This window comes from Agrilactobacillus composti DSM 18527 = JCM 14202 (assembly GCF_001436375.1).
GTDB lineage: Bacteria > Bacillota > Bacilli > Lactobacillales > Lactobacillaceae > Agrilactobacillus > Agrilactobacillus composti.
Genome location: NZ_AZGA01000088.1, coordinates 281,018 through 298,703 on the forward strand (window position 1 = coordinate 281,018; position 17,686 = coordinate 298,703).

Below are 17,686 nucleotides of genomic sequence, written 5' to 3' on the forward strand. Positions count from 1 at the left end.
TTCTTGAAATGTTGTTAAGTTAAAGACAAGAATTAAATCTTGCCAGTGAATTCATGACGTGCTGTCCCACGGTCTTCTAAGTCTTGCAATACTTTAGCTGGATCTTTGAATTTGCTTAAGAAGATCATAGCGGCAATAACGTATGGTTTGAAGCTTGCTTGTTTGTAAAGTTGGTCACGGTAACGATCAAAGACGCTGGCATCAACTTCACCTTCAGCTGCAGAAACGCCAGTAATATCAGCTGGTAATGGATGCATGTATAATGCGTTACCATTCTTAGTTAATTTCATCATTTCTTCAGTTGCAGACCAATCTTTGAATTCAGCATTATGTTGTAATAATTCTTCTTCAAGTTTGTCAATGCCATCAAAGTCGCCCTTACCGTAAAGTTCAGTCCGTTCTTCCATAGCTTTGAATGGTGCCCAACTCTTACAATAGATCACGTCAGCATCTTTGAAGGCTTCTTTCATATCGTTAGTCTTCGTGAAGCTACCGCCAGATTTTTCAGCGTTCTTCTTAGCAATTTCTTCGACTTCAGGCATGACTTCGTAGCCCTTAGGATGTGCTAAAGTAACATCCATGCCAAAACGTGTCATCAAACCGATGATAGCTTGGGCAACAGATAATGGTTTACCATAAGAAGGAGAGTAAGCCCAAGACATAACAATTTTCTTACCCTTTAAGTTTTCAATGCCACCGTATTCGTGGATGATATGATCCAAGTCAGCTAAAGCTTGCGTTGGATGATCTTCGTCATCTTGTAAGTCAACTAAGTTAGGACGTTGTTCCAAGATACCTTGTTGGGCACTGTCTTTAACCGCATCAATGACATCATGCATATATTTAGTCCCTTTACCAATATACATATCATCACGAATACCAATAACGTCAGCCATGAAGGAGATCATTGTGGCAGTTTCACGAACTGTTTCACCATGGGCGATTTGAGATTTCTTTTCATCCAAATCTTGAATGGCTAAACCTAACATGTTACAAGCACTTGTGAAAGAAAAACGTGTCCGAGTAGAGTTATCCCGGAAGATAGAGATTCCTAAGCCAGAATCAAATACTTTTGTGGAGATGTTGCGTTCACGCAAGTTACGCAAAGCATCGGCAGTATTTAAAGTAGCTTTTAATTCGTCATCACTTTTATGCCAAGTTTGCATAAAGTCTTCGCCGTACATGTTATCGATGTTTAATTTACCAATTTTGTTTACTAATGAGTCAAAGTTTGCCATTTTGAGATCCCCTTATTTTTTAATTTGATTTTTTTAATTGATTAATTGATACATTGATACAAAATTATCAATGCGATTTATAAAAAATGCGCACCAAACTTTATTCTTCCATGGTTGCGACATCACCGTAAAAGCGCTTGATGTAAATCTGAAGAAAATAGTAGGTGCGCACATCTTTATGAGCCGATCAAATATTATTTATTGTTAGCAGTATAAACGGTAGGTAGAGCAGCATAGAATGCAGCGCAACGTACCAAGTCAGTCTTCCAAGTAATTTCGTTGGCAGCATGGGCTTGGGCTTCTGCACCAGGACCATAACCGATACAAGGAATGTTGTTACGACCCATGATGCTAACGCCGTTTGTAGAGAATGTCCATTTGTCTAACAATGGGCGTTCTTCACGCATCTTGATTTGTTGTTCTGGGCCTTGACGTTTTTCACCATACATATCGTGGTGAACTTCCAATAAAGCTTTTGTAACTGGGCTGTCTTCTGGAATTACCCAAGTTGGGAAGTAGGCTTCGATTGGATAAGATAAGCCAGTGTAGCTTGGACGATCGTAGTTATACATAGATACTTTAACAGCATCGCCATATTTCTTAACTGCAGGTAAGTTGCGGATTTCTTCTAAGCAGCTTTCCCAAGTTTCGCCACAAGTCATCCGACGATCCAAAGAGATAGCACAAGAATCAGCTACGGCACAACGACTTGGAGAAGTGAAGTAGATTTGAGAAGTGGTAACAGTACCACGGCCGATGAAGCTAGCTTCTTTCCATTGGTCATTGTTCTTTTCGTCTAACATCTTAACTAAACCTTTGATAACAGTGCTTTCAGTATCACCGTTGTTGTTTAATTGACGGATGTCATTGATGATGTCAGCCATCTTGTAGATAGCGTTATCGCCACGTTCAGGTGCAGAACCATGACTAGACAAGCCTTTGACTTCAACTCTGATTTCCATCCGGCCACGTTGACCACGATAGATCCCACCATCAGTAGGTTCTGTGGAAACAACGAATTCTGGACGAATCTTGTCTTCGTTGATGATATATTGCCAGTTCAAGCCATCACAGTCTTCTTCTTGGACTGTTACAGCAACCATGACAGTATATTTGTCATTTAATAGACCTAAGTCTTTCATGATTTTAGCGCCATAGACTGCAGAAGCGATCCCGCCTTCTTGATCAGAAGTCCCACGGCCACCTAATTCAGTGTCAGTTTCGAAACCATCATATGGATCGAATTTCCAGTTGGATTTTTCACCAATGGCTACGGTATCAATATGGCCATCAAAGGCAATTAATTTTTTACCGTTACCCATATAGCCTAACAAGTTACCCATTGGGTCAACATCGATCTTGTCAAAGCCTAATTTTTCCATTTCTTCTTTGGCACGTTTGATCTTGTTGCCTTCTTCAGCACTTTCACCGGGGATCTTAACCATATCGCGTAAGAATTTAACGATATCTTTTTGATATTTCTCGGCTTGTTTCTTAATTGCGGCGTAATCTAAATGTAGTTCTGTACTCATTTTAAAGCCCCCATACGATTTTTTTATAATTGTCAGGATCAGTGTCGCCCTCTGTAGAGAACAACAAGACCTTGGAATTGCCATCAAGTTGTAACTTTTCCTTCATTTCAGCATAAGCTGGGTCATGCATTAATGTTGCTACAAAGCCCATACCTACGGCACCAGATTCACCAGAGATAACTTGTGGATCACCTTTGATTGGTGCGCCTAACATCCGCATGCCCCGGGCAGATACCCAGTCTGGGCAAGAAGCGAAGTAAGACACGTGGTTGCGCAAAATATCAAAGGAAATGGTATTTGGTTCGCCACAAGCAAGACCGGCCATGATTGTTTGTAAATCACCTGTTGCAAAGTGGATCTTGTTATCATTAGCTTCAGCTGTTTGATACAAGCAATCTGCAACTTGTGCTTCCATAACTGTCATGATTGGTGGATTGTCTGGGAAGAGATTGGCGAAGTAACCAATCACGGCCCCAGCTAAACTTCCGACACCAGCTTGGATAAAGATATGCGTTGGACGTTCAACTTCGGCTGCTTTCATTTGTTGGGCAGCTTCACAAGCCATTGTGCCGTAACCTTGCATGATCCAAGTTGGAATCTTTTCATAACCATCCCAGGCTGTATCTTGAACCATCACGCCATTTTCGTTAGCTTCTGCTAAAGCATTAGCTTTACGAACAGCATCATCATAGTTCATGTCTTCGATGGTTACATCCGCACCTTCTTTTTTAATGTTGTCAAAACGTTCTTTGGTAGAACCTTTTGGCATCAAGATAACGGATTTTTGACCTAATTTATTTGCAGCCCAGGCAACCCCACGACCGTGGTTCCCATCTGTCGCAGTGTAGAATGTAACTTGACCTAAATCTTCTTTTAATTTAGGTGAAACCATTACATTGTAATCCACTTCAGATACATCACAATGCAAGCGTTCTGCAATGTAATTAGCCATGGCGAAAGATCCACCTAATACTTTAAATGCATTTAAGCCAAAACGATAAGATTCGTCTTTGACAAACAGGTGATCCAAGCCCAGGTAGCCAGCCATGTGTTCCAAGTGTGCCAGCGGTGTTCTGGAATACTGTGGAAAGCTTTCATGGAATTTTTTGGCTGTTTCAACTGCGGCTTGATCCATATCTTTTAACTCATGGTCATCTGTTGCCGGGAGTTGATTTTTGATTAATTTGATATCTGCCAATATAAAAATCCTCCTTCAAGAAAATTAGAACTATAGTTCAAAATCGTACTCACTGGCGTGCCGGGCAATCTTTTCACCCTTTTGGCCATTGATGACTTGCCCATAGGCAGCCACCTTTTGACCCCGGAGATAAACTTGCTGGGCACTCCCTTGAGTCGGGAAACCTTCGTAGGCAGTGTAATCTACGTTTTGTAACTGAGTTTTCGCGGAGATTACACCGGTGGTATTTGGATCCCAGATAACTATGTCGGCGTCGCTACCAACTTGGATAACTCCTTTTTGTGGGAATAATCCGAATTGATGAGCCGCATGTTCACTCATGATCCCTACAAATTGCTCTGGGGTAATGCGGCCAGCGGCCACCCCGTAGGTATACATCAGCTCACCGCGGGTTTCGATGCCAGGTAAGCCACCAGGGATTTTTGAGAAATCATCTTTGCCGAGAACTTTTTCCGTGGCAAAGTTGAAATCACAGTGGTCTGTCCCAATAGTGTTGATTTCACCATTGGTCAAGGCGCCCCACAAGGCTTTTATGTCTGCTGGCTGCCGTAGTGGCGGTGCACAGACATATTTGGCGCCCTCAAAGTTTGGCAAGTTATACAACTCATCATTTAATAAGAAGTACTGGGGACAAGATTCCACAAAAACCTTTTGTCCCCGCTTGCGGGCTGCCCGAACAACCTCCAGGCCCTCTTTGGTGCTGAGGTGCACTATATTGACGGGCAGGTCAACTAACGCGGCAATGGTTAAATAGCGGTTGATGGCTTCTGCTTCTAACACATTGGGGCGAGATAAGGGATGATACTTAGGCGAGGTTTTACCTTCTGATAGGAATTGAGCTTGCAGTTCGTCGGCGAGGTCACCATTTTCACAATGGATCCCTAACATGCCGTGAACTGATTTAATGGCCTTCATCGCTTCAAAAATACCGGCATCACTGACGCGCAGATTATCATAGGCCATGTACATCTTAAAGGACGTGATCCCTTGAGCGGCCATCGCTTTGATTTGGGCTGGCATATCATCTTGCCATTCGATAACGGACATGTGATAACTGTAATCACAAGAGCTGTTATCTTCCGCAAAATTATCCCAAGTGGTCAAACAATCCTGTAAGCTTTGACCCCGCATCGGCGTTGCCATGTCCATCACAAAGGTTGTCCCTTTAGCAACGGCTGCAATGGTCCCAGTGGTGAAATCATCACTGGAGTTCAAAGTGCCAGGGCCATTGTTTAACTCCAGATGGGTGTGGGTATCAATGAACCCCGGGAAGAGTAAACAACCTGCTGCATCGACGACTTCATCACCTTTTTCAGGCAAATCCACGCCCATCTCTGTAATCTTATCAGCCGTGATCCGAACGTCTAATTGCCGCCGTCCTTTTGTGGAAACCACCGTGCCGTGACGAATTAAGAATCCCATATTCTAACCTTCTTATTTGAAAATACTTTAATTTGCTAAGGTGTAACTATAATTTCTAATCACTGCCAGCATCATATCAATCAAGCCTTGTGGTAATGGCAGGTTAGCATTATTTAAATCTAATACTTGTTCATCGTTGTTATAGCGAACTAGGACTTGCAAGCCTGCTGGATCTTTGACGTAGAAACCTTGGTTTGTACTATCATGCAGATCAGCTTCACTGTTGAATAACGTGAATTTATCCTTATATGGTGCACTTGCATAAGGACAGAAGGTTTCACAGTTCCCACATTCGTTACACATGCGATCCACATGGAGAATTTGTGGGTTGCCATTCACATTGATGACCACGTTGGCCCGGTTAGGACAAACGTCAACGCAAGATTCACAAACTGTGGAACATTCCAAACAACGTTCTGCTTGAGTTGTGTCACTGTCTGGTGTTACCAATACGCCACGTTTTTGTCTTGGAACAGCCAAGTTGATGTTATGGTCATCACGTTCGAAGTTATGGTTATGCACTTCAACGATATCATTTGCAGCAGCAGTTGCGTCTGCAATGGCTTCAACGATCGTAGCTGGGCCACGATGGGCGTCACCGATGACATAAGTGTTTGGCAAGTTTGTTTCTAATGTTTCAGGGTTAGATTTCACATAGCCCCGGTCGTCAGTATCAATACCGACTTGTTGGTAAAAGGCTGTGTCGATCTTTTCACCGACAGCGGCGATGACTGTGTCAGCGTGAACTGTGGTGAATTTGCCAGTTGGAACTGGGCGACGACGACCAGAAGCATCATATTCGCCTAAGGCCATGACTTCACATTTCAATTCGCCGTTTTCAAAACTTACTGGTGACAGTAATTCTTGGAATAAAACGCCGTCTTGTTCTGCAAATACCAATTCTTCTTCGTCCGCTGGCATATTGCGCTTGTTACGACGATAAACAATACTTGCTGTCTTGACACCAGGTAAGCGTTTAGCTGCTCTGGCACAATCCATGGCTGTATTCCCACCACCGACGATCACAATATGTTCGCCATAAGGATTATTTTCAGTATCTTGACGATAAGCCTTCAAGAATTCCAAGGAATTGATGGTTTCGCCTTTTTCTAAGCGGAGGTTAGGATGTTTCCAAGCCCCAATCGCGTAGATAACGTTCTTATAACCTTGATTATGAAGTTCTTCTAAGCTTGGTGCAGCTTGGCCTAGTTTGAATTCAGCACCCATGAAGCGGGCTAAATCAACGTCTTTTTCAACACTTTCACCGGCGATCCGGAATTCTGGTACGATTTGAGTACAAACCCCACCAGGTTTATCAGCTTTATCAAAGACGGTAACTGGCATGCCTTCACGTGCTAAGAGGTAACCTGCAGAGATCCCGGCAGGGCCAGCCCCAACAACGGCAGTCTTGTCAGCATTTTCTTTCTTGACTGGTTTGTCCATGGTAGCTAGTAATTCATCATAAGCATGTTGGGCAGCTTCTAATTTCACGCCGCGAATATCAATGGCCCCTTCATAAAACTGACGCGTACATTTAGTTTCACAAGGATGAGCACAAATTGTGCCAGTGATGAATGGCAATGGGTTCTTGTCAACGATAACTTGCAAGGCATTTAAGTACTTGCCTTCACTGACATAACGCAGATAAGCCGGTACATCTTGATGAATTGGACAGCCGCCAGTACCTTGATGACAAGGTGCCACGTAGCAATCTAACAATGGTAATTTTTCTTCGATCTTAGATGTTTCTGGTAATTTAACTGATTTTTGATATCTAGCTTGTTGTTTAGATTTGGCAACTACCGCATCTAGTTTTTGTAAATCAATTTGAACGTGGGTTGGATAATCCAAGCTTGCTAAGACGTTAGCAATTTGGTGAATCCGTTGATAACTCCCAGGTTTCAACAAGTTAGTTGCCAAAGTGATTGGCCAAATACCAGCTTCAAAGAGATCTTTGATGTTGAAGATATCAGCACCACCGGAATAAGAAATCTGCAGTTTGCCATCAAGGGCATCAGATAATTTCTTGGCAGCCATGGTACTTAATGGGAAGAGAGAACGCCCAGACATGTACATTTCGTCGCCTGGTAATTCGCCCCGTTTGATTTCAACTGGGAAGGTGTTGGTGATTTTAACCCCGAAGTCTAATTGATGATGATCAGCTAAACCTTGTAGGCGTTTCATCATTGGTACCGCATCTTCAAATTGTAAATCTTCTTCGAAGTGATGGGCATCAAAGGCCATATAGTCAAAACCAAGTTCATTCATGGTCTTACGGGCAAAATCATAACCTAACAAGGTTGGGTTACATTTGATAAATGTATTTAAGTGCTTGTCAACTAACAGATGCACTGCGATACGTTCGATTTCATCAGCTGGTGTACCGTGTAATGTTGACAAAGTAATTGAGTGGGAAACACGAGGGCTAATGCTCTCTAAGTATTTTTCGTTGATCCGCGTAAACTTCGGTAGTAATTTGCGGGCAGCGTTTAAACATTCATCCCAAACTGGTGTCTTAGAAGCGTCTTGCATGTTGTCAATGTATGTTTGAATTTTTGGTGATAAAATCCCTTGCAGGTCATAACCAACACTCATGTTGAAAATGAACCCATCTGGATCACCTAAATCAAATTCGCGACTCAACAGCTTCAAGACAAACCAAGCTTTAACGTATTCTTCATAAGCATCTGGAACACGTAATTCAGTGGACCATTCGACGTTATAACCTTCGTCGCGGGCATTGATACATGGTTTTTCAACTGGTAAGTCTTCACCATCAATGATTTGAACAGTCTTCAATTCGAAGAAACGTGAACCAGTTAAGTAAGCTGTGATGATGTTTTGAGCTAATTGCGTATGGGGACCAGCGGCTGGGCCAACTGGTGTTTCCATGGTTTCGTTAAACAAAGCTAATTGTTTTTTAGGATCAGCTTTGAAAAGTTTGCGAACCCCAAAGATTGTCCCGTTACGTTTAAATTCTTCTAAAATCCAGTTCAGTAAAGCTTCTATAGAAATCGGATGCATGATATCACTCATTATTTAACACCTCTTAATCGTTAATTTTGTGCCACAAACGTTGTGCCTGTACTTGAGCGTCTGCATAAACTTCTGCCACGTCAACACCTTGTACTTGGTAATCCTTCATGCGAACAGTCCCAGCGATAATCGTATCGCGAACGTTGCCACCATTCATGCCAAACAAGATGTGCATGTTGTAATTATCTTTGGTGATTGGTGTTGGTGCATTGTAATCTAAGACGATCACATCACCGGCTGCATCTGGTTCTAAGACGCCTAACTTCGTATCGAAGTAACGGTTGGCCATCTTTGGATTGTTGTTGAAGAGCATTTCTGGAACTTCAGTCCAACCTGCATTTGGATCAGCTAAGTGATCTTTATGGATCAAGTTGGCAAATTTGTAAGATTCAGTTATATCGTTGGTAAAGCCGTCTGTCCCTAAGCCCATCATGATGTGATAATCATTTAACATCTTGATTGCTGCAGGTGTACCAACGGCATTGCCCATGTTGGATTCTGGGTTCGTCACAACCATCGTATCGGTATCAGCTAAAATTTGCATTTCAGCAGGGCCAATATGGATACAGTGACCAGCTAACGTTTGTTTGCCTAAGATGCCAGCTTCGAATAAGCGATTAACAACTGGTTGGCCGGTACGTTTCAAGGAATCATAAACATCAGCCATACCTTCGGCGATGTGAACGTGGAAACCAATACCAGCTGGCAAGTTAGCTTTACAATAAGCTAAGGTATCATCGGATAAAGTGAATGATGCATGCAAGCCGAACATGGCGTGTTGCATATCATCTTTACGCTTGGCAGCAGCTTTGATGAAACGCACGTTTTCAGCAACGGCTGCTTTCATTTGATCTGCGCCGTTACGATCAGATACTTCGTAACATAAGCAAGTTCTAACACCCATTTCATCAGCAGCTTCGCTTAAAGCGTCTAAGGAACCATCAACTTCACCATAACTTGCTTGGTGATCAAACATGGTGGTAACCCCATTTTTGATACTGTCTAAATATGCGACGCGTCCGCTAGCTTTTGTCATGTCATTATCTAATTCGTTGTCTAGGCGGAACCATTGGCCTTCAAGGATATCTGAGAAATCCTTAGGATGGTAACCTTTAATCGCTAAGCCCCGAGCAAATGTACTATAGATATGATTGTGCATATTGACAAAGCCCGGCATGATAATCCCGCCCTGAGCATCAATAAACTCGGCTTGGGGGTAATCTTCTTTCAATTGCTTCGTAGTACCTACAGCTTTAATAGTTTTGCCCTCAATAACTACAGCACCATCTGAAATGAATGGGTTTGCAGCTGACCGCGTAATAAGATGTCCATTTCCGATCAATAACATGTTTTTCCTCCTTAATCTGTCATAACATTCAATGTTAAGTTTTTCACGTTGTCCTTTAAAAAAACGAGAGATTGACTGATGAAGTAAAAAGCTTATCTATTTCACTTATGAGTATAACACCAAAACTCAAAAAAAAGAAGCATGCCTAAAAAAATTTCTTAGATGCATGCTTCCGCTTACAAACGCTGATATGACAGGCCGTAAAGCCTTTTTTAAGGATTAAATTAACCGCTTTCTAATCTAAATTATAGAAACCATAGGGGAAACCCTTATAGATATTCTGCAATAAACAAAATTTTGTTTGGTTTGTGAATTTGCTTATAAAATGTTAGTGCCTAATTCTGACATACCAAGTTAGCTATTATTTATGAAACCGCTTTTTATAACAAAACTTGATCTACCGGGGCCAAGTTAGGATCTGTACCTGATCGCCTGACTGTAACTGGGTGTTTTGGGGCTGGATAATTAGGCAATCATTGTCGATCAAATCCGACAATACCGAGGCATGATGACTCTTGGCCGTGATGGCCACCCCTTCTTCATTGGACTGGCCCCGGACAAAGCGGCGTAATTTACTCGGGGGCATACTCCCCTTGGTCAAAGTAGTAGTTTGCTGTTTTAAAGCAAATTGATCATTATCAAAGAATTGTGCCAATAAAGGCCAATAGAACAAATGAAAGTTTACCAAGGCCGCAAATAAATTACCGGATAGGGATAAAATCAAATGTCCCTGCCACAAACTGGCTAATACTGGCGTCCCTGGCTTCATGGCCACACCCTGAAATAAAATCTTAGCCCGCAGTGCGGCTAAAGCCTTGGGGACAATATCTTGATCCCCCACCGAAACCCCGCCCGTGGTTATGATCAGATCTACTTGGGAGCCATATTGCCGAATAATGTTGGCAAAATTATGGGAGCTGGTATCACTATATTCCTTGAAAACCACCACACCGCCGTGACTTTGGATGTAAGTCACCAAAGGATACATCAAGCTGTTATATATCGACCCGGGATTCAAGGGGGTCCCAGGGGTCTGGATACCACTGCCCGTAAAGATCAAGCCCACGCGCAACGGTCGTAACACCGTGACATCAGTCACGCCTAAACTGGCTAAAATACCCAAGCTTTCATAATTTAAATAGCTATGCTTAGCCAATACTTGTTGACCTTGGGGGATATCTTCACCCACTGCGCCAACATTGGTTTTAGGGGCGATATCATGAAATATAGCAACTTGTTTGGCGTCTAAATTGGTCCATTCTTGCTTGATGACCCCATCAAAACCAGTGGGGATCGGTGAACCCGTCAAAACGCGCACCGCGGTTTGGGGCTGGCCCAAAAATAAACTGGGATCTTCACCAGGATAAACGTGGCCCAACACGGCCAAGGTCACTGGCAGTTCAGGGGTTGCCCCCTTGATATCAGCAGTGCGCACCGCATAACCATCCATACCCGCTCTGGCGAAGCTAGGCACTGGTGCTTGGGCATAAACAGCTTGGGCCAACATCCGGCCTTGGGCGGCTAATAAAGGGACAGTCTCACTACGGCTTTGGATAGGCACATGTTGCTTTAAAATATTTTGCGCGGATTCAACTGGCACTAAGGGGGTACGTTTAACTAGGGACATTTTGTGCCACCCGCGTATTCAGCGGCTTAATTTTCACAGCACATACTTTGTACTCTGGAATCCGAGCAATATCATCAAAGACCGAGTTGGTCAATTCGTTGACATTCCCATCAGCAAAGTGGAAGGTCATGAAGACCGCTTCTGGTAAGACGATGTTGCCCACATGGGCATAGGTTTCAATCGTCCCCCGTCTGGAAGATACTTGGACCTTATCCCCGTCTTGGATGCCATAACGATTGGCATCTTCAATATTGATTTCGATATAAGAACGGCCGGCCAATTTATTGATGCCTTCCGTCCGCCGGGTCATGGCTCCAGTGTTGTATTGATACAACATGCGGCCAGTGGACATGAGGAATGGATATTCTTCATCAGGGAGTTCTTGGGCTGGTTTATAAGGTAAGGCCATGAACAAGCCCTTGCCCCGAGTAAAGGTACCCACGTGCATGATTGGCGTGCCAGGATCGTCAAGATCACGACAAGGCCATTGCAACCCATTAGGATTTTCCAGGCGTTTGAAGTTGACCCCGCCAAAGGTTGGCACTAAGCTGGCAATTTCATCCATGATCTTGCTAGATGCTTCATAGCTCATTGGATAACCCATCCGGGTGGCAACTTCACAGAAAATCTTGAAATCTTCCCGGGCCCCTGGGGTTGGTTCAACGGCTTTACGAATCCGTTGGATCCGCCGTTCCGTATTAGTGAAGGTCCCGTCTTTTTCAGCAAAACTGATCCCTGGCAAAATGACATCGGCATAAGCCGCAGTTTCAGTCATGAATAATTCTTGAACCACTAAGAAGTCTAAGCTTTCTAGGGCTTGGCGGACATGGGCGGTATTCGGATCAGTCACAATTGGATCTTCCCCAAAGATATATAACCCATGAATTTGTTTCTTGATGGCTGCTGGTAATACTTGGGTGGAGGTTAAACCGATCCGTGGGTTTAATTCAGTGCCCCAAGCATTTTCAAACTTAGCCACAACTTCTGGATTGGCAACTTTTTGGTAACCTGGGAAATCAAATGGGGAGCAACCCATATCACAGGCCCCTTGAACGTTGTTTTGACCCCGTAATGGGTTTACGCCACAACCTGGGCGACCAACTTTGCCCACTAACATGGCTAAGTTGGACATGCTCATCACGCCTTCAGTCCCGGTACTATGTTCAGTAACCCCTAAGCAATAGATGATTGGGGCTTTGTCAGCTTTGGCATACATCCGCGCCGCTGCCACGATAGCCTCTGGGTCGATTTCACAGATCTTACCCACAACTTCTGGGGTATAGTCGGCGACAACCTTCTTCATGGCTTCGTAGTTTTCAGTCCGTTTGTTAATAAAGTCTTGGTCTTCCAAGCCTTCTTTAATGATGACGTGCATCAGCCCGTTGATGAAGGCCACGTTGGTGCCGGCTTTTGGTTGGATCGTTAAAGCGGCATGCTTCGTCAAATCAATTTGGCGGGGATCCACCACGATCAATTTCGCCCCATGTTGGACGGCTTGACGAATCTGCACCCCGATAACCGGATGGGCTTCAGTGGTGTTCGAGCCGATCAATAAAATCGCATCCACATCAGTGGTGATATCTTCGATGGTGTTGGTCATGGCGCCACTACCTAAAGTATGGGCTAAGCCATGAACGGAAGCCGAGTGACATAGCCGGGCACAGTTGTCCACGTTATTAGAAGCAAAGGCAGTCCGCACCATTTTTTGGAAGACAAAGTTGTCTTCATTGGTGGATCTAGAACAAGAAAAGCCTGCTAAACTGGTGCCACCATAAGTTTCTTTTAATTCGGTGAACTTGCTGGCTACTAAGTCCATTGCTTCTTCCCAAGTGGCTTTTTCAAATTTGCCGTTGCGTTTGATCAGCGGGGTATCGATCCGATCAGGGGAGGCTACGAATTTATAAGAAGCAAATTTACCCTTCACGCACAATAAGTTGCGGTTGGCTGGCCCATTGGCCGGTTCTGCCCCCACAATGACGTTATTTTGGTTGACGATCAAATCTAATTGACAGCCGGTCCCACAATGGGGACAAGTTGTCCGGACTTTAGTGGTATTAAAGGCCCGATATTTTTGATGATCTTTGGCGGTTAAGGCCCCCACTGGACAAGCGGAAACACAGTTCCCACAAGATTCACAAATGGATTGATCCCAAGCTTCACCATAAGAAGGTGACATTTTTGTATCAAAGCCCCGTTGCGAAGCGGCGATGACATCTTGGCCTTGGCGTTGGGCACAGACCCGTTCACAGCGCCGACACATGATACATTTTTCCGGATCATAGTCAAAGAAAGGATTGCTGCTGTCAATTTGGTCAGCTGCTTGGCGTTTGCCGGTGAAGGTAGTATCCATCATGCCATATTCCAAAGCGTAGTCTTGCAGTTTGCAATCACCATTACTTGGACATTTGAAGCAATCTAATTTGTGGTTGCTCAATAATAGGTCCAAAACAAAGCGCCGGGAATCCCGGACTTTTTTATTTTGGGTATGGATCACCATGCCGTCGCGGGCTTCTGCGGTACATGCCGTCACTAGGCCACCTTTAGGGGCCCCTTCAATTTCCACGGTACACATCCGACACGATCCGTCTGGCGCTAGTTCTTTTAAATAGCACAAAGTGGGGATATCAATACCGGCTTGTGTGGCCGCATTCATTAAGGTTGTGCCCTCTGGTACGGAAACTTCTTGCCCATCAATACTTAGGGTCACTGTTTTAACATCTACTTTTGGGGTCATCATTACCAAGCGACCTCCTTTCTTTCAACCGTTTGCCAATTAATGGCTTGTTTAAATTCTTCAGGGAATAATTCATAACCGCTGAGCATCGGTTTGCCCACTGATTGGCCTAAACCGCAGGCAGACAGTTGCGTCACATGGGTCACCATGTTTTCAAAGACTGCTAAATCACCGGGGACGCCGGCTTTTTGCTGGAATTTTTCCAATAATTCTAAAATACGTAAGGTCCCGATCCGACATGGGGTACATTTACCACAGGATTCATGGGCAAAGAAATTCGCCACGCTGGTCAAGTAGTCCACGATGCCCACGGAATCATCCATGGCCACGATGGCCCCGGAGCCAATGGCTAAGCCCCGCGTTTTGAGGTCTTCATAAGAATACAAACAGTCATGGAGCTGATCAGCGGCACCAATACTGCCGGATTGACCGCCAAAATGAATAAATTTCAAAGGTCGGCCGGTGCTAGAACCGCCGCCAAATTTTTCGGAATATAAAATATCTTCTAATGGGGTGCCTAAATCAACTTCATACAGGCCCCGATTTTTCACATGACCGGTCAAGCAAATTAATTTGGTACCGCCGCCCCCAGGAGTGCCCAGATGGCGAAAGGCTTGACCGCCTTCACGCATGATCACGGGAATGCTGGCATAGGATTCCACGTTATTCACTAAGGTTGGTTTTAAATACAAGCCCACGTCGGCTAAATGGGGTGGTTTGACCCGAGGCCGACCGGTTTTACCTTCAATGGAGTTTAATAATGCGGAACTTTCCCCGCAAACATAAGCCCCAGCTCCGGAAATGACCCGAATGTCATAATTAAAATCGGCCATGCCTAAAATATGGTCGCCTAGCAAGCCAGCAGCCCGGGCATTTTCTAAGGCTTGATTGAAGATGGCCCGTAAATGGCGGTATTCGCCCCGGATATAGATATAACCTTGTTGGGCCTTGAATTCATACCCGGCAATGGTCATGCCTTCAATAACGGCTAAAGGATCGGACTCCACTAATGCTTTGTCTTTAAAGGTACCAGGTTCGCCTTCATCCCCGTTACAAACGATATATTTGGTCTCGCCAGCAGCATTGTACAAATGACGCCACTTGCGGCCAGCAGGGTAAGCTGCCCCACCCCGGCCTAGTAAAGCGGCTGCATCTAATTCATCTAAGGCCTGTTCCCGACCCATGTCAATGACACTGGCCAAACCTTCATAGCCCCCAAGTTGGCGGTAATGGGCCACATCGGTGGGATCATCCCGCATAGCTTCAAATCGCGCTGTTAAAACGGGTGCATTACGCTTCAACATGGCTTTCACCTCCAACTAATTCTGGATAATAGCCGGCCTTTAAGTCGGCTAATAATTTTTCGAGTTTTTCTGGGGTCAAGTGGGGGAACACTTCCCCTTTAATTTTAACGAATGGTGTTTGGGCACAGGCCCCAACACATGGAATCCCGTGATACATAAAGAGCCCATCCTGGGTCATTTGGTTTTCACCGACCCCCAGTTTTTCTTGCAGCCATTGACTGACAACCGGTTCCCCGGAAAAGTGACAAGGTGAGCTGTCACAAATTTTCAATACATACCGAGCTTGCGGTGTTTCTTTTAAGATGGCATAAAAACTGACGATTTCATAAACCCGGGTTTCCGAGATATCTAGTTTTTCAGCGACAAGTTGTGCGGTTTGTTGATCAATGTAGCCTGCTTCAGATTGGAATTGAATATCCACCAAGATATTCAGGATTTGTTCTGGATTGCTATGGTAACGATCAATAATGGCGATTTTTTCTTCAGTGGTCATCAAACTGACCTCCTTAGGTCTTTATTTTAAAAGTTGTGCAGTTGGCTCAAAGGACCAGGTTAGCGCTGAATTCCCCAGGCCGGTTTTAAGCCGAACATCTAGTAACGCACTAGCCTGCCAGTCTTCAATGGTTAAATCCGCCATCTCCATGACCGCAGCAGCACTAGGTTTGACCCGATTCTTTTGATTATTGATCATGATGAATAGGCCAGGTTTAACAACTTGTCGTAACGAATTGGATTCACAGATAATGGCCGCATCAGCGGGTACTTGGTTTAAAAACGTTTCAAAGGCAGTTCCTAATTCATCTTTGAAGGCCTTTAACAAAAACACTTGATCGCACCCAGCGGCTAATAAAGCCATGGTATCCTTTTGTCCGTGGTTATTGGTTTCTTCAGTTAACTCAAAGCCTGAGTCGATGCTGGTACAAATCCCACAACCCACGCCGCCTCTTTGGCATTTGCCCCGGGCGCCGGTAATGGTGATGATTTTTAATCCGATTAAATGTTGTTCGCCTTTAAAACGGCGAATCAAGCCTTTTGCGACTTGCGTTTTGCCAGAGTTCCGTCCAGTAGAACCTATTTGTAATAGCTGTGGTATAGCTGACAGTACGGCTACCATTGAACCCATCTCCTTAACTTGCATCAAAGATATATTTGCTGTCTCAAAATATTTTTTGTGTTCAGAAATAATTTTTGTATTATCCTTAAGTATAAAGCGCTTACAGACATAGTCAACCGAGGGAAAACCCTAATTTTTACATGAATGTTTGAAAGGAAGCAAAGGATCTCAATCCCGTGAGGAATTCCGATTGAGTTTGAAGAACTCAAATGATTTATAAACATGTGCACATTTTGAGCGCGATTATTTCTTTGTAGTTATCATATAGGTTATAATAACTATAAGGAAAGTGGGTGGCCGAAATGTTGGTAAGCCTAACGGTCAAAGCTAAACTCAAACTAGATAACGCTACTGATGCGGCTAAATTTCAGGAAACCAGTGAACAATATCGCTCAGCCTGTAATCATGTTTCTGAGTACATTTTTAACAATGGTTTTAAGTTGAGTGGTAACAAAATACAGAAAAAGCTTTATCCAGACTTGCGGCAACGCTTTGGTTTAAAATCACAGTTGGCTATTTCCGCGATCAAAACGACGGTTGCCAATTATAAAACCGTTCAGACGCAGCTGCGACGCAAACCCATGGCCTATCCCACCGGTAAGAAAGACAAAAAAGGTAAAGAAATTTATCTCAAAGTTCCCAGAGACCTGCACTGGCTTTGGAAGCCGGTCTATTTCCAACGCCCCCAAGCTGACTTAGTTCGTAATCGGGATTGGTCTATCGTCGCAAACGGTGAAAAGCTGTCCATCAATACGCTTCAAGGTCGGGTGAAGGCTGGTTTTGTGTTAAAAACTGGCTTTGAACAATATCTGGATGGTACTTGGGAGTTTGGCGGTGCGAAGTTAATTAAGTCTGGGGCCAATTGGTTTTTACACATTGCAGTCAATAAAGAATTCCCTGAATTGTCCCGTACTGATATGCAACACGTTGTGGGGCTTGATCGGGGAATCCGGCAATTAGTCACCACTTATGATGATCAGGGAAAAACAGCGTTTTTCAATGGTCAAGCCATCAACCGTAAACGGCGCCATTACAAAGCGCTGCGAACTAGTCTGCAAAGACACAATACCAGAAATGCCAAACGACGTATCCGTCAAATGGGCAATAAAGAGAACCGCTGGATGACTGATATC

Annotated in this window: 12 protein-coding genes; 1 reads left to right on the top strand and 11 read right to left on the bottom strand. The window is 44.1% G+C overall.

The window, feature by feature from the left end:
• Positions 1-32 precede the first annotated feature (32 nt).
• The 11 genes from ygeW to FC83_RS16520 all read right to left on the bottom strand — a co-directional run bounded on the left by ygeW (position 33) and on the right by FC83_RS16520 (position 16,562).
• Positions 33-1,238, bottom strand: coding sequence for a knotted carbamoyltransferase YgeW (ygeW, locus tag FC83_RS16470; RefSeq protein WP_035450601.1), 1,206 nt, complete (start codon positions 1,236-1,238; stop codon positions 33-35).
• A gap of 194 nt (positions 1,239-1,432) precedes the next feature.
• A complete protein-coding gene (locus FC83_RS16475) occupies positions 1,433-2,770 on the bottom strand; it encodes a YgeY family selenium metabolism-linked hydrolase (RefSeq protein ID WP_035450599.1) in 1,338 nt (445 codons plus the stop codon).
• A gap of 1 nt (position 2,771) precedes the next feature.
• Positions 2,772-3,968, bottom strand: coding sequence for a diaminopropionate ammonia-lyase (gene dpaL / locus FC83_RS16480; RefSeq protein ID WP_035450598.1), 1,197 nt, complete (start codon positions 3,966-3,968; stop codon positions 2,772-2,774).
• Between the two features lie 30 nt (positions 3,969-3,998).
• Entirely contained in the window at positions 3,999-5,390 is a 1,392-nt protein-coding gene (gene hydA / locus FC83_RS16485; RefSeq protein WP_035450596.1) for a dihydropyrimidinase, read from the bottom strand.
• Between the two features lie 27 nt (positions 5,391-5,417).
• The gene (gene ygfK, locus FC83_RS16490; RefSeq protein ID WP_035450595.1) at positions 5,418-8,426 is read right to left on the bottom strand and encodes a putative selenate reductase subunit YgfK; all 3,009 of its coding nucleotides are present in this window, start codon (positions 8,424-8,426) and stop codon (positions 5,418-5,420) included.
• Positions 8,427-8,439: 13 nt separating this feature from the next.
• Complete coding sequence (ssnA, locus tag FC83_RS16495; RefSeq protein WP_035450593.1) at positions 8,440-9,774, bottom strand: putative aminohydrolase SsnA; 1,335 nt, start codon at positions 9,772-9,774, stop codon at positions 8,440-8,442.
• A 397-nt stretch (positions 9,775-10,171) separates the two neighbouring features.
• Positions 10,172-11,401: a molybdopterin molybdotransferase MoeA gene (locus FC83_RS16500; RefSeq protein WP_035450592.1), complete on the bottom strand. Its 1,230-nt coding sequence runs from the start codon at positions 11,399-11,401 to the stop codon at positions 10,172-10,174.
• Entirely contained in the window at positions 11,388-14,135 is a 2,748-nt protein-coding gene (fdhF, locus tag FC83_RS16505; protein WP_156405619.1) for a formate dehydrogenase subunit alpha, read from the bottom strand. Before fdhF ends, FC83_RS16500 begins: the two co-directional genes overlap by 14 nt.
• A gap of 2 nt (positions 14,136-14,137) precedes the next feature.
• The gene (locus FC83_RS16510) at positions 14,138-15,439 is read right to left on the bottom strand and encodes a complex I 51 kDa subunit family protein (RefSeq protein ID WP_035450591.1); all 1,302 of its coding nucleotides are present in this window, start codon (positions 15,437-15,439) and stop codon (positions 14,138-14,140) included.
• Complete coding sequence (locus FC83_RS16515; protein ID WP_035450590.1) at positions 15,426-15,932, bottom strand: NADH-quinone oxidoreductase subunit NuoE family protein; 507 nt, start codon at positions 15,930-15,932, stop codon at positions 15,426-15,428. The genes FC83_RS16510 and FC83_RS16515 overlap by 14 nt, the downstream gene beginning before the upstream one ends.
• Positions 15,933-15,953: 21 nt before the next feature.
• On the bottom strand, positions 15,954-16,562 hold the full coding sequence (locus tag FC83_RS16520; protein WP_420805641.1) for a hypothetical protein: 609 nt from the start codon (positions 16,560-16,562) through the stop codon (positions 15,954-15,956).
• A 293-nt stretch (positions 16,563-16,855) separates the two neighbouring features.
• On the opposite strand from FC83_RS16520, the gene FC83_RS16525 reads away from it, so the two are divergent.
• On the top strand, positions 16,856-17,686 hold an 831-nt coding region (locus FC83_RS16525; RefSeq protein ID WP_236700854.1), incomplete at its 3' end, for a transposase.